This is a genomic window from Sphingobium sp. JS3065 (assembly GCF_026427355.1).
Classification (GTDB): domain Bacteria; phylum Pseudomonadota; class Alphaproteobacteria; order Sphingomonadales; family Sphingomonadaceae; genus Sphingobium.
This window is the reverse complement of the sequence record NZ_CP102664.1, coordinates 1465542-1487432: the sequence shown is the minus strand read 5'-3', so window position 1 is coordinate 1487432 and position 21891 is coordinate 1465542. Positions and strand designations below refer to the sequence as shown.

The 21891-nt window shown below is 65.3% G+C and carries 15 protein-coding genes; 9 read left to right on the top strand and 6 right to left on the bottom strand.

Going from position 1 to position 21891, the window contains the following annotated elements; genetic code table 11:
* Positions 1-155: 155 nt before the first annotated feature.
* The gene (gene ruvX, locus NUH86_RS07110; protein WP_416365346.1) at positions 156-626 is read right to left on the bottom strand and encodes a Holliday junction resolvase RuvX; all 471 of its coding nucleotides are present in this window, start codon (positions 624-626) and stop codon (positions 156-158) included.
* A 2-nt stretch (positions 627-628) separates the two neighbouring features.
* Positions 629-1777 carry a DUF3089 domain-containing protein gene (locus tag NUH86_RS07105; protein ID WP_267251775.1) on the bottom strand — a complete coding sequence of 383 codons (1149 nt, stop codon included), beginning with the start codon at positions 1775-1777 and terminating at the stop codon, positions 629-631.
* A gap of 114 nt (positions 1778-1891) precedes the next feature.
* On the opposite strand from NUH86_RS07105, the gene gatC reads away from it, so the two are divergent.
* From gatC to NUH86_RS07075, 6 genes are all read left to right on the top strand, one after another.
* Complete coding sequence (gene gatC, locus NUH86_RS07100; RefSeq protein ID WP_037463058.1) at positions 1892-2179, top strand: Asp-tRNA(Asn)/Glu-tRNA(Gln) amidotransferase subunit GatC; 288 nt, start codon at positions 1892-1894, stop codon at positions 2177-2179.
* Positions 2179-3663: an Asp-tRNA(Asn)/Glu-tRNA(Gln) amidotransferase subunit GatA gene (gene gatA, locus NUH86_RS07095; protein ID WP_267251774.1), complete on the top strand. Its 1485-nt coding sequence runs from the start codon at positions 2179-2181 to the stop codon at positions 3661-3663. The genes gatC and gatA overlap by 1 nt, the downstream gene beginning before the upstream one ends.
* A gap of 1 nt (position 3664) precedes the next feature.
* Positions 3665-5167, top strand: a complete 1503-nt coding sequence (gene gatB / locus NUH86_RS07090; protein ID WP_267251773.1) for an Asp-tRNA(Asn)/Glu-tRNA(Gln) amidotransferase subunit GatB — start codon at positions 3665-3667, stop codon at positions 5165-5167.
* 130 nt (positions 5168-5297) lie between these two features.
* Positions 5298-6041: a hypothetical protein gene (locus NUH86_RS07085; protein WP_267251772.1), complete on the top strand. Its 744-nt coding sequence runs from the start codon at positions 5298-5300 to the stop codon at positions 6039-6041.
* A complete protein-coding gene (locus NUH86_RS07080; RefSeq protein ID WP_267251771.1) occupies positions 6041-7216 on the top strand; it encodes a M48 family metallopeptidase in 1176 nt (391 codons plus the stop codon). Before NUH86_RS07085 ends, NUH86_RS07080 begins: the two co-directional genes overlap by 1 nt.
* Before the next feature lie 9 nt (positions 7217-7225).
* Positions 7226-7843, top strand: coding sequence for a hypothetical protein (locus tag NUH86_RS07075; protein WP_267251770.1), 618 nt, complete (start codon positions 7226-7228; stop codon positions 7841-7843).
* Positions 7844-8193: 350 nt separating this feature from the next.
* Here the strand turns inward: NUH86_RS07075 and NUH86_RS07070 are convergent, their stop codons facing one another.
* The 4 genes from NUH86_RS07070 to NUH86_RS07055 form a co-directional block, all read right to left on the bottom strand.
* Complete coding sequence (locus NUH86_RS07070) at positions 8194-11403, bottom strand: autotransporter outer membrane beta-barrel domain-containing protein (RefSeq protein WP_267251769.1); 3210 nt, start codon at positions 11401-11403, stop codon at positions 8194-8196.
* Between the two features lie 84 nt (positions 11404-11487).
* The gene (locus NUH86_RS07065; RefSeq protein WP_267251768.1) at positions 11488-13923 is read right to left on the bottom strand and encodes a TonB-dependent receptor domain-containing protein; all 2436 of its coding nucleotides are present in this window, start codon (positions 13921-13923) and stop codon (positions 11488-11490) included.
* Positions 13907-14836 (bottom strand): FecR family protein, encoded by a 930-nt coding sequence (locus tag NUH86_RS07060; protein ID WP_267252049.1) that lies wholly within the window; start codon positions 14834-14836, stop codon positions 13907-13909. The genes NUH86_RS07065 and NUH86_RS07060 overlap by 17 nt, the downstream gene beginning before the upstream one ends.
* A 55-nt stretch (positions 14837-14891) precedes the next feature.
* A complete protein-coding gene (locus tag NUH86_RS07055) occupies positions 14892-15404 on the bottom strand; it encodes an RNA polymerase sigma factor (RefSeq protein WP_267251767.1) in 513 nt (170 codons plus the stop codon).
* 504 nt (positions 15405-15908) lie between these two features.
* Between NUH86_RS07055 and NUH86_RS07050 the strand changes: the two genes are divergently transcribed.
* The 3 genes from NUH86_RS07050 (at position 15909) to glgB (ending at position 21853) form a co-directional block, all read left to right on the top strand.
* Positions 15909-17117, top strand: a complete 1209-nt coding sequence (locus NUH86_RS07050) for a serine hydrolase domain-containing protein (protein WP_267251766.1) — start codon at positions 15909-15911, stop codon at positions 17115-17117.
* Between the two features lie 86 nt (positions 17118-17203).
* Entirely contained in the window at positions 17204-19672 is a 2469-nt protein-coding gene (locus tag NUH86_RS07045; RefSeq protein ID WP_267251765.1) for a glycogen/starch/alpha-glucan phosphorylase, read from the top strand.
* 18 nt (positions 19673-19690) lie between these two features.
* Positions 19691-21853 carry a 1,4-alpha-glucan branching protein GlgB gene (glgB, locus tag NUH86_RS07040; protein WP_267251764.1) on the top strand — a complete coding sequence of 721 codons (2163 nt, stop codon included), beginning with the start codon at positions 19691-19693 and terminating at the stop codon, positions 21851-21853.
* Positions 21854-21891 lie beyond the last annotated feature (38 nt).

Sequence of the window (21891 nt, the reverse complement as noted above, 5' to 3'; positions counted from 1 at the left end):
GAAATGGGCAATCCAGGACATTAGATATCCGTTCGCCCTCAGCCCGAACGGAAAACTGAACGTCCGCTCTCCACCCAAATCACTCAGTTCGGCGAGTCCGCCTTGGCTGGGTTCAGCGTCTGAACTGGGATCCTGCCTTCGCAGGAGCACGAATTCTAAAAGCCTGCCATCAGGCCGTCTATCGCGCCTTGCAATATGTAGCTGGCGGCGAGTTTGTCGACCAGTTCCTCCCGCCGTGCGCGGCTGGCGTCGGCTTCCAGCAGGGTGCGCGTCACCGCCTGCGTCGACCAGCGTTCGTCCCAGAGCAGGATGGGCAGGCCCAAGTCCGCGATATTGCGGCCGAAGGCGCGGCTGGCCTGGCTGCGCGGGCTTTCGCTGCCGTCCAGGTTCAATGGCAGGCCAATGACCACGCCCTTTACCTGCTGCTGTTCCATGAAGGCGGCCAGCGCGATCTTGTCCTTGCTGAACTTGCCACGCGATACGGTATGGGCGGGGCTGGCGATGGACCAGCCCGCGTCGCACAGCGCGAGGCCGATGGTCTTGGTGCCGACGTCCAGCCCGATCAGGCGGCCGCCATGGGGCAATGCTTCGCGGAATTCCGCGCGGTCGGCGGTGAGGATGAACATGCTTATTTCTTCAGAAAGGCGGCGAGCCGCTGCTTCGCGTCTTCGCGCACATCGGCCCAGAACAGGGCATAGTCATAGACGTGATAATTATTGCCCGGAAGCGTGAACGGCCCCATGTCCACCGGATCCCCGATCATCAGCACGCCGCTGGTGTCGCAGCGGGCGGGGACGATGCCGGGGACGAGCCGGGTCGGCTTGTCGGCATCGCGGGCGTCCAGCGTGCCGCGATTGGCGATGGCCGGGGCCGCGCCGTTGAACGCGCCGGTGATCGGATTGGTGCAGAGCATATGCGTGCCCTTGTGCGGCTTGCCGGTGAAGCTGGGCTTGCGTTCGAAACTTTCGATCACGGCGGAGGGATCAGCCGGTTCGGCATAGCTTTGCCAGCTTATGATGCAGTTCGCCTGGTCCCGCCGCGCACAGGCGGGAAGGCCGAGGGCAGGGAGGTCCGCCTCTACCGAGATCGGCCAGCCCACGGCGTAGACCGCCGCTATGCGTCCGGCGACGGGTTTGCCGGAAACCTGTTCGCGCAGCAGCCTGAGCAGATGGAGCGACCCCTGGCTGTGCGCGGCAAGGATGAGCGGCCCGTCCGGATTGGCTTTCAGGAAGGCGGCGAAGGCCTGCGTGACGTCGCGATAGGCGGCGGCGAGCGACTGTTCGGCGGCGGGCTTGTCGGTCAGGAAGGCCCCGTAATTGGCCTGGCGATAGCGGGGCGCCCAAATGGGGCCGACCGCGTTGAAGGCGCTGGCCTGGTTCTTCACGAAGCGCCGGGCGGTGGCGAGCGCCTCCCGGTCGTCCAGGCGCATGTTCCAATGCGCGTTGCCCAGCGTGGTGATGTAGGATGTCGGATGGATGAAGAAAACCGCCGCCTTTTCCGGGGCAGCCTTTTCCGGGGTAGCTTTTTCCGGGGTGGGGCCGTCCTTCACGCCTTCGGGGGTCCAGAGGGCGGGATTGTCCCTGACGATGTCGGGACGGGCAATCCACATCTTCGCATCGGCATAGGCGTTGGCGGGCAGGGGCGGAATTTGGGCGAAGGCTTCCCGCGGGACCATCACGGCGCGGATCATCTGCATCCCCCAGATGCGATAGGCCAGCAATGCCGCGATCACCAGCACGATCAGGCCGGCTACGACATAGAGGAACTTGCGGGCCAAGAGATGCTCTCCACAATGAGGGACTGTTTCTGTCTGGCGTAAGCGACGGGCGTGCGCAAGGTCTGGGAGGATCGGGACTTGAAGCGGGCGTGGCCGGGTGGTAGCGGCGGGGCCATGTCGATAGACCTTCAGACCGTGAAAAAGATCGCCAGCCTTTCGCGCATTTCGGTGACGGACGCCGAAGCGGAGGCGATGGTGCCCGAACTCAACAACATCCTTGGCTGGGTGGAGCAACTGGGGGAGGTGGACGTGACCGGCGTCGAGCCGATGACCGCCGTCATCCCCAATCACCAGCGCCTGCGCGAGGACGCCGTCACCGACGGCAATGTCCGCGACAAGGTGCTGGCCAATGCGCCGCAGGCCGAGCATGGCTTCTTCGCGGTGCCGAAGGTGATCGAATAATGACCGAGCTTACTGATCTGACGGTCGCGGAAATTCGCGACGGCTTTCGTGCTGGCGATTTTTCGGCGCGTGAGGTGGCGGAGGCGTTCAATGCGAATGTCGCTGCGGCCAAGGCGCTGAACGCCTTCATCGTGGAGACGCCGGAAAAGGCGCTGGAGGCGGCCGATGCCGCCGACAGGGCGAAGGCCGCGGGGGAGCCGCTGAAGCCGCTTTCGGGCGTGCCCATCGGCATGAAGGATCTGTTCTGCACCGAAGGCGTGCAGACGACCGCCGCAAGCCACATGCTGGAGGGGTTCACGCCGACCTATGAGTCCACCGTTTCGGGCAAGTTGTGGGCGGCCGGGGCAGGGATGTTGGGCAAGCTCAACCTTGACCAGTTCGCCATGGGGTCGTCCAATGAGACGAGCTATTTCGGCAATGTGATTTCGCCGTGGCGGCGTGGTGGTGGGGATAATGCCGCTTTGGCTCCCGGCGGTTCGTCGGGCGGTTCCTCTTCGGCCATCGCGGCGCGGCTGTGCCCGGCGGCGACCGGTACGGATACGGGCGGATCGATCCGCCAGCCCGCGGCCTTCACCGGCATTTCCGGGATCAAGCCGACCTATGGGCGCTGTTCGCGCTGGGGGATCGTGGCGTTCGCAAGCTCGCTCGACCAGGCCGGGCCGATGGCGCGGACGGTGCGCGACAATGCGATCCTGCTGGAAACGATGGCGGGATTCGATCCCAAGGATTCGACTTCGCTCGATCTGGCGGTGCCGCAGTGGGAAGCCGGTTTGTCGAGCGATCTCAAGGGCAAGAAGGTCGGCATTCCCAGGGAATATCGGCCTGATGGGCTGAATGCCGAGATCGCGGCCTTGTGGGATCGCGGCATCGCGTGGTTGAAGGATGCGGGCGCCGAGGTGGTGGACGTGTCGCTGCCGCACACCAAATATGCGTTGCCGACCTATTATATCATCGCCCCGGCGGAGGCTTCGTCGAACCTCGCCCGCTATGACGGCGTGCGTTACGGCCAGCGCGATCTGCCCGAAGGGGCGGGGTTGCAGGACATGTATGCCGCGACCCGCGCCGCCGGTTTCGGGCCGGAGGTCAAGCGTCGCATCATGATCGGCACCTATGTGCTGTCGGCGGGTTTCTACGATGCCTATTATACGCAGGCGCAGAAGGTCCGGGCGTTGATTGCGCGGGATTTCGAGCAGGCTTTCGAGAAGTGCGACCTGCTGCTGACGCCGACTGCGCCAAGTGCCTCCTTCGCGTTGGGGGAGAAGCAGGCCGATCCGCTGGCCATGTATCTGAACGATGTCTTCACGGTTCCGGCTTCGTTGGCGGGGCTGCCTGCCATGGCGGTGCCGGGTGGGCTGGACGCGCAGGGGCTGCCTCTGGGGCTCCAGATCATCGGCAGGGCGCTGGACGAGCAGACCGTGTTGAATGCGGGGCTTGCGATAGAAGAACGTGCGGGCTTTGCGGCCCGGCCGGACAAGTGGTGGTGATATGACTGAATCAACCTATCGCATTCAGGGCGCAACCGGCGAGTGGGAGGTCGTGATCGGCCTGGAGGTCCATGCGCAGGTGACGAGCGAGGCGAAGCTCTTTTCCGGCGCGGCCACCGCTTTCGGCGCGGAGCCGAATACGCAGGTGTCGCTGGTCGACGCGGCCATGCCCGGCATGCTGCCCGTGCCGAACCGCGAATGCATCCGTCAGGCGGTGCGCACCGGCATGGCGATCGAGGCGCAGATCAACAAATGGTCGCGTTTCGACCGGAAAAACTACTTCTACGCGGATTTGCCGCAGGGCTATCAGATCAGCCAGCTCTACCACCCGCTGGTGGGCGAGGGCGCGATCGAGATCAGCCTGGACGACAAGAATCCCGACGCGCAGGTCAAGACCATCGGCATCGAGCGCATCCATGTCGAGCAGGATGCGGGCAAGCTGATGCATGACCAGCATCCGACGCGCTCCTATGTCGACCTGAACCGTTCCGGCGTGGCGCTGATGGAAATCGTGTCGAAGCCCGACATGCGTTCGCCTGCCGAGGCCGGGGCCTATCTGTCGAAGCTGCGGTCGATCCTGCGCTATGTCGGTTCGTGCGACGGCAATATGGACCAGGGTTCGATGCGCGCCGACGTCAACGTGTCCGTGCGCAAGCCGGGCGAGGAATTCGGCACGCGCACGGAGACGAAGAACGTCAACTCGGTCCGCTTCGTCATGGCCGTGGTCGAGCATGAGGCCAACCGGCAGGTCGACGTGCTGGAGGCAGGCGGCAAGATCGTGCAGGAAACCCGCCTCTATGATCCGGACAGGAATGAGACGCGGTCCATGCGGTCGAAGGAAGACGCGCATGACTATCGCTATTTCCCCGATCCGGACCTGTTGCCGCTGGAACTGGACGATGCGTTTCTGGAGGAATGCCGCCGGTCGCTGCCCGAACTGCCCGACGCCAAGCGTCGCCGTTACGAGCAGGAACTGGGCCTGAGCGCCTATAACGCCGCGACGCTGACTGCCGACGCGGATACCGCCCGCTGGTTCGAGGCGTTGTTGGCCGAGGGCGCTCGCATCCAGAAGAAGAGCGAGAGCGAGGTCGCCAAGGCTTCGGCCAACTGGTTGCTGTCGGAGCTTTACGGCGCGCTGAACCGGCTGGGCAAGAGCCTGGAATCCAGCCCGGTGGGGCCTGAGGAGGGCGCGGAGCTGCTGGCTCTGGTCGCGGACGGCACGATCAGCGGCACCATCGCCAAGCAGGTGTTCGAGATCATGCTCGAGACCGGCGCGCGCGCGCCGCGGATCGTCGAGGAAAAGGGGCTGAAGCAGACCAGCGACACCGGCGCCATCGAAGCGGCGGTGGCCAAGGTGCTGGCCGACAATGGCGACAAGGTCGAGCAGTATAAGGCGGGCAAGGAAGCGCTGTTCGGCTTCTTCGTCGGCCAGACGATGAAGGCCATGCAGGGCAAGGCCAATCCGCAGGTCGTCAATGAACTGGTCAAGAAGGCATTGGCCTGATTGAATCCATGATGGAGGATGTCTGCTCCGGCAGGCATCCTTCCCCCCTGTACGTGAAGCGGTCGCGTGGTTAAGCCTTTGAACAACAGCGATGAGTCGGGGGACTCGGCTGTGTGCAGGGGGGAAATTCATGCGTTACGCGCTCGGCTATGCTATTTTTTGCCTGCTGCTGGGCTGCCTGTCGCCCGCCGCCATGGCGCAGGAGAAATCCGCTGTCCGGCAGGGTTTCGCGCTTGATCCCAATTCGACCAAGATATTGCTGTTCAGGCCGAAGGTAACCGCCGGCAGCCAGTCGACCGCGGGCATGTTCGAACCCAATGCCGACTGGACGCAGCAGGCGCGCGACAATCTGGACCTGGCGCTGGCGGAAGCGCAGCAGCGGCTGGGCAATGAGATTGTCGGTTCGGTCGATGTCGTGGGGCGGCAGGCGGAAAGCCTGGCCGAATATCAGTCGCTGTTCGCTATCGTCGCGCAATCGGTGATCGAATTCCAGTTTTTCCCCGGCAACCGCCTGCCCACCAAGAAGCGCGAGGGCGCGGCGTTCGACTGGACGCTTGGCCCCGGCGTGTCGGCGCTCGCTGCCCATTCCGGCGCGCGCTATGGCCTGTTCATCTTCACCGAGGACCAGTTCGGTTCGACCGGGCGCAAGATTTTTCAGGTCTTCGCGGCGATGGGCGGCGTCGGCATCGCCTCCGGCCAGCATAAGGGCTTTGCGGGTCTGGTGGACCTGAACAGCGGCGATTTGTTGTGGCTGAACGCGGACCTGCAAATGGGCGGGGACGTCCGGACCATGGAGGGCGCTCGCCGCCGCGTGGCGCAGTTGCTGGAGGATTTTCCGGGCAGCGCCGTCGACCTTGCCGCTGCGGCCCAGTGATGCGCGCCTTGCTGCGGGTCATTCCGCTTCTGGGGCTGGCTTTGGCCCTGTTGCTGGTTCTGCCGGTATCGGCGTCCGCCGCGCCTGCGCCAGCGGCTCTCCCGCCCTATAGCCCGGCCTATCAGCCGCAGGGCACGGATGAGCGTGGCCTCTGGATGTGGGCCGATGAGGATGAGCGGGAATTGCGCGATTCCAAATTCGTCATCGATGATCCGGCGCTGCAATCCTATGTCGCCAGTGTCCTCTGCCGGGCGGTGGGGCAGGACCGCTGCCGGGGCGTGCGCATCTATCTGGTCCGGGTCGCGGCTTTCAACGCCAATATGTCGCCCAACGGGACGATGCAGGTTTGGAGCGGGCTGCTGCTGCGCGTGCGGAGCGAAGCGGAACTGGCGGCCATATTGGGCCATGAATTCGCGCATTTCGAACTGCGGCACAGCCTTGCGGGCTTCCGCAGGCAACGGTCCGCGACGGACATTGCCGCCTGGGCGGCGTTTCTGGGCGAATATGGCGCGACCGTGCAGCAGGCGGCCGTCGGTTCCTACTACCAGTTCAGCCGCGATCAGGAAAAGCAGGCCGATCTCCTCTCCCTCCAATATGCGATCCAGTCCCCTTTTTCGGCGCAGGCGGCGGCGCATGTCTGGCAGCGCCTGATGGATGAGGCGGATGCGACGGCGCTGGGGCGCAAGCAGCGCAGCCGGCGCTATGACCGGGTCGCCTTTTTCTCGACCCATCCGACCCCGCTCGACCGCGCAACCTATCTGGCTACCCTGTCCGCCGATGCCCCTGCCAGGCCGGAGGGAGCGGAAAGCTATGCGGCGGCGCTCGCCCAATGGTTGCCGGAATTTCTGTCCGACCAGTTGAAGCTCAACGATTTCGGCGGGACCGAATATCTGCTTTCCTCGCTGGCGGGGGAGCATTGGACCGCGCCCCTGCTGTTCGCGCGGGCCGAACTGTATCGGCAGCGCGGCAATCCGCGCGATCTGGTCGCGGCGGCCGATTTCTACCGGTCGGCGCTCGCGGCCGACCCGGAACTGGCGGAGGGCTGGCGCGGATTGGGCCTGTGCCTGATGCGCAACCGTCAGCAGGCCGAAGGTGCGGCCGCGCTCAAAAATTACATCCGGCTGCGTCCGCAGGCAGCCGATATTTCCATGCTCCAGACGATGACCGGCGAATAGGATTTCCTCATGGCGATACGAATGGCACCTTTGCTGGCCGTGATCTGCGCGGCCCTTTCGGCCCAGCCGCTGATGGCGGGCAACGCCTTGATGCGGGCGGGCACGTCCGTCGCCGTCGCCAAATCGACGCTGACCGTCACGCCGGAGCGGGAATGGAACCGTCTGTCGGCCCGCCCCGGCCGCAATTCGGAAAGCTGGACGCTGGACGGCGACGATCTGAACGGCGTCAATTTCTATAGCATCGAAACCGGCCGCACCCTGTTTCGGGAGGTGAGCAGGAAGACCAGGCCGCTGCCGCGTTTTTCATCCACCATGTTGCTGACCGACATTCCGGCGCTGCTGGAAAATAGCTATCGCATCGCGCTTGGCACCACGCTCTTTTCCATGACCCATGTCGAGCCTGCGTCCTTTCTGGGCGAAAAGGGCGTGCGCTTTTCCTACAGCTTCCGCAAGCAGATGGAGGATGTGTCGCGCAGCGGCGAGGCGGTGGGCGCCATCGTCAAGGGCAGGCTGTATCTGGTGACTTTCGACGCGCCGGCCATTCTCTATTTCGACCGCGACGTCGCTGGCTTTCGGCAGATCGTGGCGTCGGCCCGCCTTGAAGCGCCCGCCCCGGCGCGGCGCTGATCGCAGATAAGAAAAAGGGGCGCTGCCGGGGGAAGGCAGCGCCCCTTCCATTGTGGCCATGACCCGGTGGGTGCCGGTTTATGTCATGGCCGACTGGCGGGCCGGGAGGGTCTGTGGGACCGGACCGCCAATTCAGAGCCTGGGCCGCGTGGACAAATTCGGAATGACGGGAAATGGCCAGTTGCTGACGTGAGATATCCGTTCAGGCTGAGCGGAGCGAGGCCCCTACGCTTCGCCTTCGCTCAGCATGACCCTTCGACAGGCTCAGGGCGAACGGAAATTGAATGTCCGCCTTCCACCCCAAATCCCCCTGTCCGGCGAGTCTTGAATTTGTCCACGCTGCCTAGACGTCACAGGATGAAGCTAACCGTCGCCCGCAACGAGATGGCGACGTGATTTTGTTGCTCCTCCGCGCCGAATTCGCCGCCGACGCGGAAGCTTTCGGTGCCGCCGATCAGGCGCGCGCGCCCGGTCCAGCCGCTGGTGCGCTTGTCCGCGATCAGGGTGAAATCATTGCCGCCCGTGAAATGCGCGGTGGTGTCGCCCAGCGAGCCGCCGATGATCTGGCGGCGTCCGCCCTCCAGTTCGAACCGCATCCAGCCGTCCTGACGGTCCAGGCTGCCGAAATCATAGCCGACGGTCACATTGCCGCTGGCGGTCAGTTCATCGCTGGTGCGTCCGTCGACGATCAGATTGAACGCATCGCCGCCGCCGGTTTCGCCATAGCCGTCTTCCTTCAGGCGAAAATAATCGATGCTCGCCGCCGGGCGCAGGGAGAAGCGATTGAAGCGCATCTCATAGGAGCCGCCCGCCGTCGCGGAGACGAGCTTGCCGGTCCAGTTGCCGTTGGCGGTGCGCACGACATCGCCGCTTTCGAAATGGCGGCTGCCGTCGAATTTGATGTGGGCCGCCGACAGGCGGGCATAGGTCTGGAGCGGCCCCCAATCGCCGCGCCAGTGCGCCGCCAGTTCGAACTGATCCGAATCCACGGCATTGTCGGTGGTGCCCGAAGTATCGCTGCCGTGAATATAGGCGAACGATCCGCCGAAGGCGCCGATCCCCGTCAGATATTCCGCGCCGAAACTCGCGCCCCAGCCGTTGATGTCATAGGATGCGGTGTCGCCCACGCTCTTGGAACTGCCGAACGCCACCTGTTGCAGCCAGAAGCCCAGACGTCCGTCGTCCGTGCGGTAGATGCCGCCCGGATCGGCCAGGATGCGAGCGGTCGCGCGCGAACCGGCCGTCACCGCCTCGAACGAGCCGCCCGCATGGTCGGGCAGCATCTGTTGCAGATTGGCCTTCAGCGTGTCGCCGTCGGTGATGGCCAGATAGGCGCCCGCGAAGGCGCTGTCCTTGTCCAGCGCGTGGAAGATCGCGTCATAGGCCCGCGCCTGCGAACCGGTGAGGCCCAGTTCGGACACCGTCTTGGCGGCGATCGACAGCGTGACTTCCCCCGTCGAGGCGTTGCCCGCTATCGCGCCCTTGAACATGAAGGGGATCAGCGTCGTGCTGGAGAGGGCGGGCGCGCCGCTCAGCGATCCGGCGCGGACGATGACATAGTCGCCCTCCGACCCGACGACGCTGCTCAGCGTCGCCTTGACCTGCGCGCCGCTGGAGAAGGTGGCGGCTCCGGCGACATTGTAGAGCGTGTTGGCGCCGTTGGCCGTGTCGATGGTCACGCCGATGACGGAGGAGCCGCCGACCGCCAGCGATGCCAGCGCGACCGTGCCCTTGTTGCTGGCGTTGAGCGTGCCGCCATTCACGACGACGGCGGTGTTGGCCGCGTTGTTGATCGCCCCGTTGAGCGATGCGGTGCCGGAGAGGGTCAGCGTCGAGGCGTTGCCGCCGAAATCCACCCCGCCATTGATCTGGGAGCTTCCCGCCAGGCCAAGGCTGGAGCCGTTGCCGCCCAGCGCCACATTCCCCGTCAGGGTGGAGGAGCCGGACAGCGTCAGGCTGTTGCTGCCCGCGCCCAGATCGACATTGCCCGCGATGCTGCCTGCGGAGACAGTCACGACATCATTGCCCGACCCCAGGCGCACGTCGCCGGTGATCCTTGGCGCGGCGGCGGTTGCGGAGGCGAGCGATTGGGTCAATGTCACGCCGCTGCTGTTGGCGGTGAGATCTATGGCGACGTTCGATCCGCTCTTGCCGCCGGATGCCGAGATGGCGCCCATGTTGGTCAGGGCCGACACAGTGCCGGAGGAATCGAGAATGGCGGTGGCCGCGCCATCCTTGCTGCTGAGGGCGGTGGCGGAAATGGTGCCGCTGTTGATGATGGCGCGGCTCACGGCGCCCGCGTCGATCACCAGCGCACGGGCCGATGTGGAGGCAAGGTTGGAACCGGTCGCGCTGACGGTGCCGCTGACCTGGATGGTGTCCGCGCTCGCGCCGCTGCCCAGGCGGACGGCCGTCGCATTGCTGTCATGGGACACCGCGCCGACCGATCCGGCGATCGACATGCCCTTCGTCAGGGTCACGTCGCCGCCCAGACCGCCGACGACCAGGCCGTTGGCGTTCACGCCGTTGTAGACGCCGTAGCCCGCAATCGAACCCCTGACGATCAGGCCATAGCCGGAGCTGTCCGCCGCGACCGCGCCGATGGTCGTGTCGCTGGTGGCCGATCCGATCCGCACGGCGGCGGCGGAGCCATAGGCGATGATGTTGGCGGACCCTTCGCTGGCGTCGGCAAGCCCGTCATTGTCGACATCGGGCTTGGTGCTGTCCAGCGTGGGCGGAATGTCGAAGATCACGCCGCCGGTCACATTGCCCGCGATGGTCACGGCCGACCCGCCTTGCAGCAGATCGTCCGCGTCCAGTTTCGTCACGTCGCTGGGACGGGACGTGGTGCGATAGCCGGTGCTGGTGACGGTGCCCTGGATCTTGACCGCGCCCGTGACGTCGCCCTGAAGCGCCACGCCGACGCTGTTCGCGCCCGCCACGGCGGTCGTCCCACGGATCGTCACATTGCCGGTGACCGCGTTCGCCACCACGCCATAGCCATTGTCGCCGACCACGCTGGTGGAGCCGCTGGTCGACAGATTGCCCGCCAGCGGCCCGTCCACGCGGATGCCCGCGGATTGATTGCCTTCGATGGTGATGGTGCCGCTGCTGTCGATATTGCCCGCATGCGCAGTGCCGGACTGGACCCATATGCCGTTGCGGTTCGCGCCCTTGGCGAAGGGGCCGTCGATGTCGCCGTCATTGTCGCTGTCGGTGGCGGTATAATCTTCGTCCAGCGTGATGGTGCCGCTGTGCGTGATGGTGCCGGTGGCGCCCGCGCTCGACAAGATGCCGGTCGCGCCGTCCGCGCCGGAAATCTTCAGCGTGCCGGCATTGCTCACCTTGTTGTCGCTGTCCTGGGTGATGGCGGTGCCGCCGGTCAGCGTGATCGAGCCTGCGGAGCTGACCGTTACGTCATCGGGCGATCCGTTCGCTGCGGTGGATGTCTTGACGGCGGTGGTGGTGGCGGAACCGATGGTGGTTTCCGCCGCCGCATCGGCCACCGCCACGGCGGCCAGAACGGAAGCGATGGCCGTGCAGGCCAGTAAATTGCGCATGATGTCTCCTCTGCATGCGCCCTTTTCGATGAGCGCCATGCGCGGGAGACGGCGTCGAAACGCCTGATCCGTCAGATAAAAAATTCAGAAGGCGAAATCCAGCCCCAGCCGGACGGTGCGCGGACGCAGCGGCGTCACATAATCGCCGCGCAGGTCGAATGGCGTGCCGAGCGAGAAGCGGTTGCCGCTGCTGTCGAGCAGGTTGGACAGCGACAGCGACCATTGCACCTGCCCCCGCGTCAGGCTGGCGCTGATCGCGGTGTCGACATAATCGCCCTGTTCCCGGCCCAATATCGGCCCGACGCCGAGGCGCGACTTGCCGACATAGCGGGCCGATCCGCTGAGGTGGAACCGCATGTCCCCGCCCACGGGCGCGCGATAGTCGAAGCCGATGCGCCCGCCCCAATTGGCGACATTGGGCAGGGTCAGCGACTGCCCCTCATAGGACAACAGCCGCACGAACGGCGTGGGGCGGTTGAGGCGGCTGTCATTGTAGATGACGCTGCCGTCCAGCGTCAGGCGGGGCAAGGGGCGGATGGCGACGCGCCCCTCCACCGTATAGATGCGTCCGTCGCCGATATTGGCGGTGGTGGGAAGGCCGATCCGGTCGGTGACGTCGGCCTGGATGTCCTTCCACCTGGTATAGGCGACATTGCCGGTGAGCGCGACGGCGTCGACGCCCGGCACGCCCTTGCGAAAGCCCCATTCCAGGGTGGAGGCGCGGTCGTTGCGGAAGCGCTGGATATGCTGGTCGTCCACCGCCAGGCCGCCGGGGCGGAAGCCCTGCTGGAAGCGGGCGTAGAGCGTCATGCCCGGCAAGGCGTCGGTCAGCAGCGAGAAGGAGGGGAGGAAGATCGTCTCGTTCCGGTTTGCTTGCGCCTCCGCCCTGGCGAGGGCGGCGATGGACAGGAAAGCGATGGGGTCGAGCGCCTCGCCGGTGAGGCGGCTGTTGGTCAGGCGCCCGCCGACCGTGGCGATCAGGCGGGGGATGGGTTCGATGGAGGCTTCGCCGAAGAGCGTCGCCTCGCGGATGCGGTTGCGGACCCCGGTCGATGTCGCGGGCATGCCGCGCCCGTACATCGGCACGCCGGGAATGACCTCCGCCTGGATGAGGGCCGTGCCATAGGATGTCAGCGTCCGCTGGATGTCCGACGTGCTTTCCAGATAGGATGCGCCCAATATCCAGCCCAGGCCATTGTCCAGATCGCGGACGATGCGGTTTTCGGTGGAGAAGATGCTGACCTTGTTGCGTTGCCGGAACAGTGCCGGGGAGTCGCTCTGCTGCGTGGCGTCATAGCTTTCAGACAGGATGTTGCGCACGAAGCCGGTGGAGGACAGGAAGCGCAGATCGTCCCATTGCCGCTCCACCCGGATATTGGCGAGCGCGTAGTCGGAGGAATAGGGCTGGGCCACGGCGGAGGCGCGGTCCAGGTCGCCGATCAGCTTGGCGGCATATTGGGCGTCGTCTGCCTTGATCCGCTGGTACACGCCGGAGAGATCGATGGTCCAGTTCTCGTCCGGAGCGAAGCGCAGCGCCGCCCGCCCGCCATAGGTGCGGGTGCGGTTGACGTCGTCCTTGCGGCGCAGGACATCGACATTGTCGATATAGCCGCCGTCCTGCACGCCATAGCCGACGACGCGCAGGGCGATCTTCTCCGGGACGATGGGCAGGTTCACTGTCGCGGCCAGATCGCCGCCTGGATCGCCATGCCGGGTCGCGCTGAACCCGGCGGACGCCTGCCCGCCAAACCGCACCAGATTGGGCGCGTTGGGGATCATCCGCACGATCCCGCCCAGCGACCCCGCGCCGTAGAGCGTGCCCTGCGGTCCTTCCAGAACCTCCACGCCCTGCATGTCGTAGAGTTTGAGGTCGGGGTCGGGCGCGGCATAGTTCAGGCGCATGTCGCCCAGATATTGGCCTGTCGTCGCCTGCGTCGGACCGGCCACGCCGGAGTCCGCCATGGCGCGGATGAACAGCTTGTTCCGTCCCGCACCGGCATGGGTGGAACTGAGGCTGGCCACGCGGAAGATCAGGCTGGCGGTGCCGCCCGCCGCCTCGCCAGCGGTAAAGGCGTCGTCGCCCACCACCTCGACCATCCCGGCATAGCGGGGGAGCGGCGTGTCACGTTTGGAGGCGGTGACGATGATCTCCGCCGGTTCCTGCTCGACCTCCATCGCGGGGAAGGCGGCGGCGATGCGGGGCCGATCATGCCCCGCCCGTTCCCGCACGATCCGGAACGTGCCGTCACCGATCCGCCGGATGCTGGCGCCGCTGCCCTTGAGCAACCGCCTGAGCGCGCCTTCCACCGACATGCGGCCCTGGACGGCGGGGGTGGCGATCCCGGCGAGCGACTGGTCCGACATGCCGATGCTGGCGCCCGTCTGGCGGCCGAGCGCTATCGCCGCCTCGCCCAGTCGTCCGGGGGCGATGCTGATGCGCTGTCTTTCCGCCGCTTGCCCAGGCGAAGCGGCCATGGTGGCGAGGGCGGCGACGAAAAGGACGTCAGCGTGGCGGGCCATCCCCCTCCTTCAACAGCCATCCGTCGCCCTGCCTGACGGCGCTAAGCCCCATCAGCGGCGCGGCCTGGCCAAAGAAACGCGCGGCATCGCGGTCCAGGCGGATCGTGCCGGTAAAGCGCGTCGCGCCCGCGCCCGGCGTGGCGCTGAGCCGCACCCCCAGCGATCGGGCGATGTCGGCGCTGATCTGCGTCACCGGGGCATTGGCATAGGTCAGGCGGCCCTGGCGCCAGCTTGCGACGGCATCGGGCGCGATATCCATGACGCGCAGGCCGTTTTCATCGTCCGTCAGGGCGCGGCCCGCGGGCAGGGCGATGGCCTCCGCCTTCGGATTGTAGATGACCTCGCCTTCGGACACGCCGATGCGGGTCGCCTTGCCGCTATGGACGATGTTGAAGACGGTGCCCGCATCCTGGAACACCGCATCGCCCACGGTCACGCGAAAGGGGTTTGCGGCGTCATGCCGGACGGTGAAGGCGGCCTCCCCGCTGTCGAGCGCCGCGAAGCGGGGGTCGTGCCGGTCGAAGCGCATGGTCGTGCCGCCGTTCAGATCGACGCGGGTGCCGTCGTCCAGCGCGATGCTGCGCGTCTCGCCGGGGCGGGTGGCCACAGTGTAGATGTCCGGGCGATTGAGAAGGCCGACGGAAACCACCCCGGCCAGAGCCGCCGCGACCGCGCCGCCAGCCAGCCATCGCAGCGGTTTCCACCCTCGCGGCCCTGCGTCATTGGCGGGCATGGGGATGGTGACCGGATCGGCCGGAACGATCTCCGCCAGATCGGCATCGGCCGCCATCAGCGCGTCATAGGCGGGCGCATGCGCCGGATCGGCCTCCAGCCATGCGGTGAAGGCTTCCCAATCGGCAAATTCAGGATCGCGCGTGCGGATGACCCATCCGAGCGCCTCCTCATTCATCATGGTGTCAGCCCTGTTCATGTCAGCCCCTCATCTGAGCCAGACGCCGCCGCCGCCCTCATTCCGTATCCATTTTCTGCTTGAGCGCGATCATGGCGCGATAGGCCTTTTGCAGATCCTTCTCCACCGTGGTCAGGCTGACGCCCAGTTCCTCCGCGATCAGCCTCTGCCCGACGCCCTCGATGCGGAAACGGCGGAACACCAGTTCGACGCGGGGGCCAAGCGAGCGCAGCACGGCGCGGGCCTCCTCCAGCCTTTCGGTCAGGATCAGCCGTTCGTCTATGCCAATATCCTCCGACGGATCGGCCATGACGCCGCCCGCGCCCTCCGCCCAATCCTGTTCCCGCCGCTCGCGCCGGGTGGCGGAGCGATAACGGTCCAGCATCAGATTGTTCGCCATGCGGTAGAGATAGGGCAGCGGGTCGGCGATGGGGCCGAGGTCTTTTTCCTCCAGCTTCATCCACATGTCCTGCAAAAGGTCTTCGGACGCTTCCCCGGCGCCACGGGCGCGCAGGAAGCGCAGCAGGGCGGGGCGGTTGTTCAGGAAGATGGCGGAAAGGCCGGTAGCCATGAAGAGCTTGCGTCCAGTGGTATCAGGGGGCTGGCATAAAGGGCCGATGGGGGCGTTGCAACGGGCAAGCGGTGGAAGGGCTTTGGGATTTATAAGGGGGGCTTGCCGGTGCCAGGGGGGCAAATTCGGAATGTTGGGGAATGGCCAACCCAAGACATTCCTTCTCCCTCGAGGGAGAAGGATATGGAGCCTTGGCGACGAAGGAGCCTAGGCGGAGTTGGATGAGGGGGAGCGGGCCTGCGGCCCGCGCGATCCTGTGGATCGCACCCCCTCACCCAGCTACGACTAAGGCAGCAAGCTGCCAAGTCTTCGCAGCCCTCTCCCTCCAGGGAGAGGGATAAGGAATGACGGCTCTCCACCCCAAATCGGTCCGGCGAGTTCCGAATTGGTCCACGCCGCCTACGCGCACGGGACGGAGGTTCGGGACATTGATTTCAGGACTGCGGGATGACGGTGATGGAATGAACTTCGTTTTCTGCCATAGGAGGGCCGGCAGGAGGATCGATGCAGCTTATCGGGCAGGTGGACGCGGCGGCTGCGTGGGCGGCGGGGATGGACGCCGGAAAATTGCAGGCGCTGGCCGAGCATGTTCATGGCGCCTATGTCGCGTCCGGCAAGCTGCCCCATATGCAGTTGCTGGTGTCGCGGGATGAGCGGCCGCTTGTCTCCGTCCACAGCGGCGTGGCGCGGGAGACGGGGGAGCCGCTTCGCGAGGACGCGCTCTATCGCATCGCCTCCATGACCAAGCCGGTGACGTCGGTCGCCTTCATGATGCTGGTGGAGCAGGGGCTGGTCGCGCTGGACGATCCGGTGGCGAAGGCGTTGCCGGAATTTGCCGGTCTGGCGGTGGGCGCCGATGGCGGGCGGATGGCGCGGCCGATGCTGATGATCGACCTGTTGCGGCATACGTCCGGCCTTACCTATGGCTTGCAGCGGCAGACGGAAATCGATGCGCGCTATCGGGAATTGGGGCTGGACGAATTTCAGCAGAAGCGCAGTTCGGACGAGTTCATCGCCGCGCTCGCGGCTTTGCCGCTGGAATTTTCGCCGGGCGAGCGGTGGAATTATTCGGTGTCGACCGATGTGCTGGGCGTCGTGGTGGAGCGCCTGAGCGGCCTCGATCTGGAGCGGTTTTTCCGGGAGCGCATCTTCGATCCGCTGGGCATGGCGGACACTTTCTTCGAACTGCCGGAGGATCGCGTCGGGCGGATGACGGACGCCTGGCAATTGGGGCAGGATCGAACCCTGTCCCTCTATGATCGCGGTTCGCGCAGCGGATGGCGCAGGCCGCTTCGCCTGCGTTCGGGCGGCGGCGGCCTTGTGTCCTGCATGGCGGATTATCACCGATTCGCCCGGATGCTGCTGCGCGGCGGGGAACTGGACGGGGCCCGCCTGCTGACGCCGGAAACGGTGGCGGCGATGCATGCCAATCACCTGCCGGACGGGCGTGATCTTTCCAGCCTGTCATCCTCCATGTTCAGCGAGGCGGACTATGCCGGGCTTGGCTTCGGGCTGGGCTTTGCGGTCGATCTGCGGACGCGGGAATATTATTGGGGCGGGGTGTTTTCGACCTTCTTCTTCATCGATCCGGTGGAGCGGCTGATCGGCATCTTCATGACCCAGCATTTCCCCTCCAACGTCCATCCGGTGCGGGCCGAATTGCGGCGCGGCCTGCGTGATGCGATCATCGACCGGCGGGGAAATCCCGATTAAATTTGCTGCGCTGCAAAATTTGCTGTTGGCGAGGGGCAGGGGGCATGCAATCATCCCTGTGAACGCGCGGCAAAAGGGGCACGCCCATGAACCTCAAAGGCCAATCCACTCTTCCCAAACCGGCTCCCCGGCAGGTCGATCCCCAGGTTCTTGCCCATGAGATCGTGGAGCGGCTGACCTATCGCATCGGCAAGAATGCGGAGGCGGCCAAGCCGCATGACTGGCTGCACGCCGTCATCCTGGCCATTCGCGACCGGGTGATCGATGCATGGATCGATTCCACCCAGAAAACCTATGAGGAACAGGGGCGCCGGGTCTATTATCTGAGCCTGGAATTCCTGATCGGCCGCCTGATGCGCGACGCCGCGTCCAACATGGAAATGCTGGACGACATGCAGGCGGCGCTGGCTTCGCTGGGCGTCGACATCGACATCATCGCCGCGCTGGAACCGGACGCGGCGCTGGGCAATGGCGGTCTGGGGCGGCTGGCGGCCTGCTTCATGGAGAGCATGGCGACGGTCGACGTGCCCGCCTATGGCTATGGCATACGCTATGTGAACGGCATGTTCCGGCAGGAGATTTCGGACGGCTGGCAGGTGGAACTGCCGGAAACCTGGCTGACGCATGGCAATCCCTGGGAATTCGAGCGGCGCGAGGCGAGTTATGAGATCGGCTTTGGCGGCCGGGTCGATCCGTCGGAAAATGAGGATGCCAGCCCGCACCAGATGCGCTGGCGGCCCGCCGAGCGGGTGATCGCCACCCCCTATGACACGCCCATCGCGGGCTGGCGGGGCAAGCGGGTGAATACGCTGCGGCTGTGGGAAGCGCAGCCGATCGACCCGATCCTGCTCGACCGGTTCAATGCGGGCGACCATCTGGGTGCGCTGACCGAGAGCAACCGGGCGGAGGCGTTGACGCGGGTGCTCTATCCCGCCGACAGTTCGCCTGCGGGGCAGGAATTGCGGCTGCGGCAGGAATATTTCTTCTCCTCCGCTTCGTTGCAGGACATCGTCCGGCGGCACATCCAATATTTCGGCGACGTGCGGACGCTGCCGGACAAGGCGGCGATCCAGCTTAACGACACCCATCCCGCCGTCGCGGTGGCGGAGTTGATGCGGATATTGCTCGATCATCACGGGCTGGATTTCGATGAGGCGTGGGAACTGACGCGGCGGGTCTTCAGCTACACCAATCACACGCTGCTGCCCGAAGCGCTGGAAAGCTGGCCGGTGCCCCTGTTCGAGCGGCTTCTGCCCCGGCACATGCAGATCGTCTATGCGGTGAACAGCCGCCTGCTGGGCGAAGCGCGGCGGTCGGGCCATTTCGATGACCGGGCTATCGGCACCATCTCCCTGATCGATGAAGGCGGGGAGCGGCGGGTGCGCATGGGCAACCTGGCCTTCGCCGGGTCGCATAGCGTGAACGGCGTGTCGGCGCTGCATACCGAGCTGATGAAGGAGACGGTGTTCGCCGATTTCCACCGGCTTTACCCGGCGCGGATCAACAACAAGACCAATGGCGTGACCTTCCGCCGCTGGCTGATGCAGTGCAATCATGGGCTGTTCGAGCTGATCCGGGAAGCGATAGGCGACCGTTTCATGGACGATCCCGAAGCGTTGCGCGATCTCGATCCGTTCGCCGACGACAGTGGGTTTCAGGAGAAGTTCCTGGGCGTCAAGCGCGCCAACAAGGTGGCGCTGGCTGATCTGCTGCGGCAGCGGGTGAATGCGCGGATCGATCCGGCGGCGCTGTTCGACATCCAGATCAAGCGCATCCACGAATATAAGCGGCAGTTGCTCAACATCGTCGAGGCGGTGTCGCTCTACGACCAGATCCGGTCGCACCCGGAAAAGGACTGGGTGCCCCGCGTGAAGCTGTTCGGCGGCAAGGCGGCGTCCAGCTATCATAATGCCAAGCTGATCATCAAGCTGGCGGGCGATGTGGCGCGGGCGGTCAATCACGATCCCGCCGTGCAGGGCCTGCTGAAGGTGCAGTTCGTGCCCAATTACAATGTCAGCATGGCGGAGGTGATGATCCCGGCGGCGGACCTGTCGGAGCAGATTTCGACCGCGGGCATGGAGGCGTCCGGCACCGGCAACATGAAGTTCGCGGTCAACGGCGCGCTTACCATCGGCACGCTGGACGGCGCCAATGTCGAGATGCGCGACCATGTGGGTGAAGAGAATATCGTGATCTTCGGCCTGACCGCCGCGCAGGTGAACGAACGGCGCGCGCAGGGATATCAACCACGCGAAGTCATCGCGCAGAGCCGGGAACTGGGGCAGGCGCTGGACGCTATCGCCAGCGGCGTCTTTTCACCGGACGATCCGGATCGCTACAAGGATCTGGTGCAGGGTATCTACGATCATGACTGGTTCATGGTGGCCGCCGATTTCGACAGCTATTCCTCCGCCCAGCGGCGGGTGGATGCGATGTGGCGCGATCAGGCGCTGTGGGCGAAGATGGCGATCCACAATGTGGCGCGCATGGGATGGTTCTCCTCCGACCGGACGATCAGGGAATATGCACGCGAAATCTGGAAGGTGCCGGTTTGACGGGAGGTCGCAGTTAGCGTGGAGTTGACGCCGGAACAGATCGCCCGGCTGCTGGAAGGACGCGAGGACGATCCTTTCGCGACGCTTGGCGTCCATCCGGCTGGAAAGGGCTTCACCGCCTGCGTCCTGCTGCCCGAAGCGGTCAGCGTCACGGCGTACCGGCTGGACGGCAAGGCGGTCGGCACGCTCGACCGGATCGATCCGGCGGGGCTGTTCTTCGGCAGGCTGTCGATCCGCAAGCGCCAGCCGCTGCGCTATCATGCCAGCTATGCCGACGGCGGCAAATATAGTCTGATCGATCCCTACAGCTTCGGCCCGGTTCTGGGGCCGATGGACGATCATTATTTCGCCGAAGGATCGCATGCCCGGCTGTTCGACAAGATGGGCGCGCATGTCATCGCCCATGAAGGGGTGGAGGGCACGCATTTCGCGGTCTGGGCGCCCAATGCCAGGCGCGTGTCGGTGGTGGGCGACTTCAATCGCTGGGACGGCCGCCGGGGGCCGATGCGTCGGCGGCAGGATGCCGGGGTGTGGGAAATCTTCCTGCCCGAAGTGGGCGTCGGCAGCGCCTACAAGTTCGAGATTGTCGGGCCGTACGGCGAAACCCTGCCGCTCAAGGCCGATCCCTTCGCCTTCCGGTCCGAATTGCGCCCCGCGACCGCCTCCATCGTGGCGGCGGCGCCGGATCATGTCTGGGGTGACGAGCGCCACCGCGCCCATTGGCAAAGGGCCGATCCGCGCCGCGAACCCATCGCCGTCTACGAAGTGCATGCCGGGTCATGGCAGCGCGACGATGACGGGAATTTCCTGACCTGGGATGCGCTGGCCCACCGGCTGATCCCCTATGTGGTGGGCATGGGCTTCACCCATATCGAATTCCTGCCGATCAGCGAATTTCCCTATGATCCAAGCTGGGGTTATCAGACCACCGGCCTTTACGCCCCGACGGCGCGCTTCGGCGATCCGCAGGGTTTCGCCCGCTTCGTGGACGGCGCGCATCGGGCGGGGGTCGGCGTCATCCTGGACTGGGTGCCGGCGCATTTTCCGACGGATGCCCATGGGCTGGCGCGGTTCGACGGCACGGCCCTCTACGAGCATGAAGACCCGCGCAAGGGCTTCCACCCGGACTGGAACACCGCCATCTACAATTTCGGGCGGCGCGAGGTGGCGCAGTTCCTTGTCAACAACGCGCTGTTCTGGGCGGAGCGCTATCATGTCGACGGGCTGCGGGTCGATGCCGTCGCGTCGATGCTCTACCTCGACTATAGCCGCAAGGAAGGGGAGTGGATTCCCAACAAGCATGGCGGGCGGGAGAATGTGGAGGCGGTCGAATTCCTCCAGCAGATGAACAGGGCGCTCTATGGCGCCCATGGCGGCATCATGACCATAGCCGAGGAATCCACGAGCTGGCCCAATGTCTCCCACCCCGTCCATGAAGGGGGCCTGGGCTTCGGCTTCAAATGGAATATGGGCTTCATGCACGACACGCTGCGCTATCTGGCGCGCGATCCGGTGCATCGCGCCCATCATCATGACGACATCACCTTCGGCCTGCTTTATGCCTTTACCGAGAATTTCGTGCTGGCGCTGAGCCACGACGAGGTGGTGCACGGCAAATCGTCCCTGCTGCACAAGATGGCAGGCGACGACTGGCAGAAATTCGCGACCCTGCGTGCCTATTACGCGATGATGTGGGGCTATCCCGGCAAGAAGCTGCTGTTCATGGGGCAGGAATTCGCGCAGCGCGACGAATGGAGCGAGGAACGGGCGCTCGACTGGCACCTGCTGGATCACAAGCCGCATCTGGGCGTGCAGTTGCTGGTGGGCGACCTCAACCGCCTCTACCGTTCCCGCCCGGCGCTCCATGCCCGCGATTGCGAGGTGGAGGGGTTCGAATGGGTGCTGGTCGACGCGGCGGCGGATTCGGTCTTCGCCTGGGTCCGGCGCGCGCCCGGCGCCGCGCCCATCGTCGTCATCAGCCATTTCACGCCGCACTTGCGCCATGGATACCGCATGCGCCTGCCGTCGGGCGGACGCTGGCGGGAGATCATGAACAGCGACGCGGCGGAATATGGCGGCAGCGGCGCGGGGAATATGGGAATCGTCACCGCCGATGAGGAAGGATGGGCCCATGTCACCATCCCGCCCTTCGGCACGTTGATGCTGGAACTGGACTATTGAGACCGACGGGCGGAAGCCAAGCGCCTGCGGGGATGAAG

Bases quoted from the DNA above. Each gene is read 5' to 3' on its own strand.
- ruvX (WP_416365346.1), bottom strand. From the start codon at position 626: ATGTTCATCCTCACCGCCGACCGCGCGGAATTCCGCGAAGCATTGCCC.
- NUH86_RS07075 (WP_267251770.1), top strand. From the start codon at position 7,226: ATGGCGATACGAATGGCACCTTTGCTGGCCGTGATCTGCGCGGCCCTT.
- NUH86_RS07085 (WP_267251772.1), top strand. From the start codon at position 5,298: ATGCGTTACGCGCTCGGCTATGCTATTTTTTGCCTGCTGCTGGGCTGC.
- NUH86_RS07060 (WP_267252049.1), bottom strand. From the start codon at position 14,836: ATGATGAATGAGGAGGCGCTCGGATGGGTCATCCGCACGCGCGATCCT.
- NUH86_RS07080 (WP_267251771.1), top strand. From the start codon at position 6,041: ATGCGCGCCTTGCTGCGGGTCATTCCGCTTCTGGGGCTGGCTTTGGCC.
- NUH86_RS07065 (WP_267251768.1), bottom strand. From the start codon at position 13,923: ATGGCCCGCCACGCTGACGTCCTTTTCGTCGCCGCCCTCGCCACCATG.
- NUH86_RS07050 (WP_267251766.1), top strand. From the start codon at position 15,909: ATGCAGCTTATCGGGCAGGTGGACGCGGCGGCTGCGTGGGCGGCGGGG.
- gatB (WP_267251773.1), top strand. From the start codon at position 3,665: ATGACTGAATCAACCTATCGCATTCAGGGCGCAACCGGCGAGTGGGAG.
- gatA (WP_267251774.1), top strand. From the start codon at position 2,179: ATGACCGAGCTTACTGATCTGACGGTCGCGGAAATTCGCGACGGCTTT.
- NUH86_RS07055 (WP_267251767.1), bottom strand. From the start codon at position 15,404: ATGGCTACCGGCCTTTCCGCCATCTTCCTGAACAACCGCCCCGCCCTG.
- NUH86_RS07045 (WP_267251765.1), top strand. From the start codon at position 17,204: ATGAACCTCAAAGGCCAATCCACTCTTCCCAAACCGGCTCCCCGGCAG.
- NUH86_RS07070 (WP_267251769.1), bottom strand. From the start codon at position 11,403: ATGCGCAATTTACTGGCCTGCACGGCCATCGCTTCCGTTCTGGCCGCC.
- gatC (WP_037463058.1), top strand. From the start codon at position 1,892: ATGTCGATAGACCTTCAGACCGTGAAAAAGATCGCCAGCCTTTCGCGC.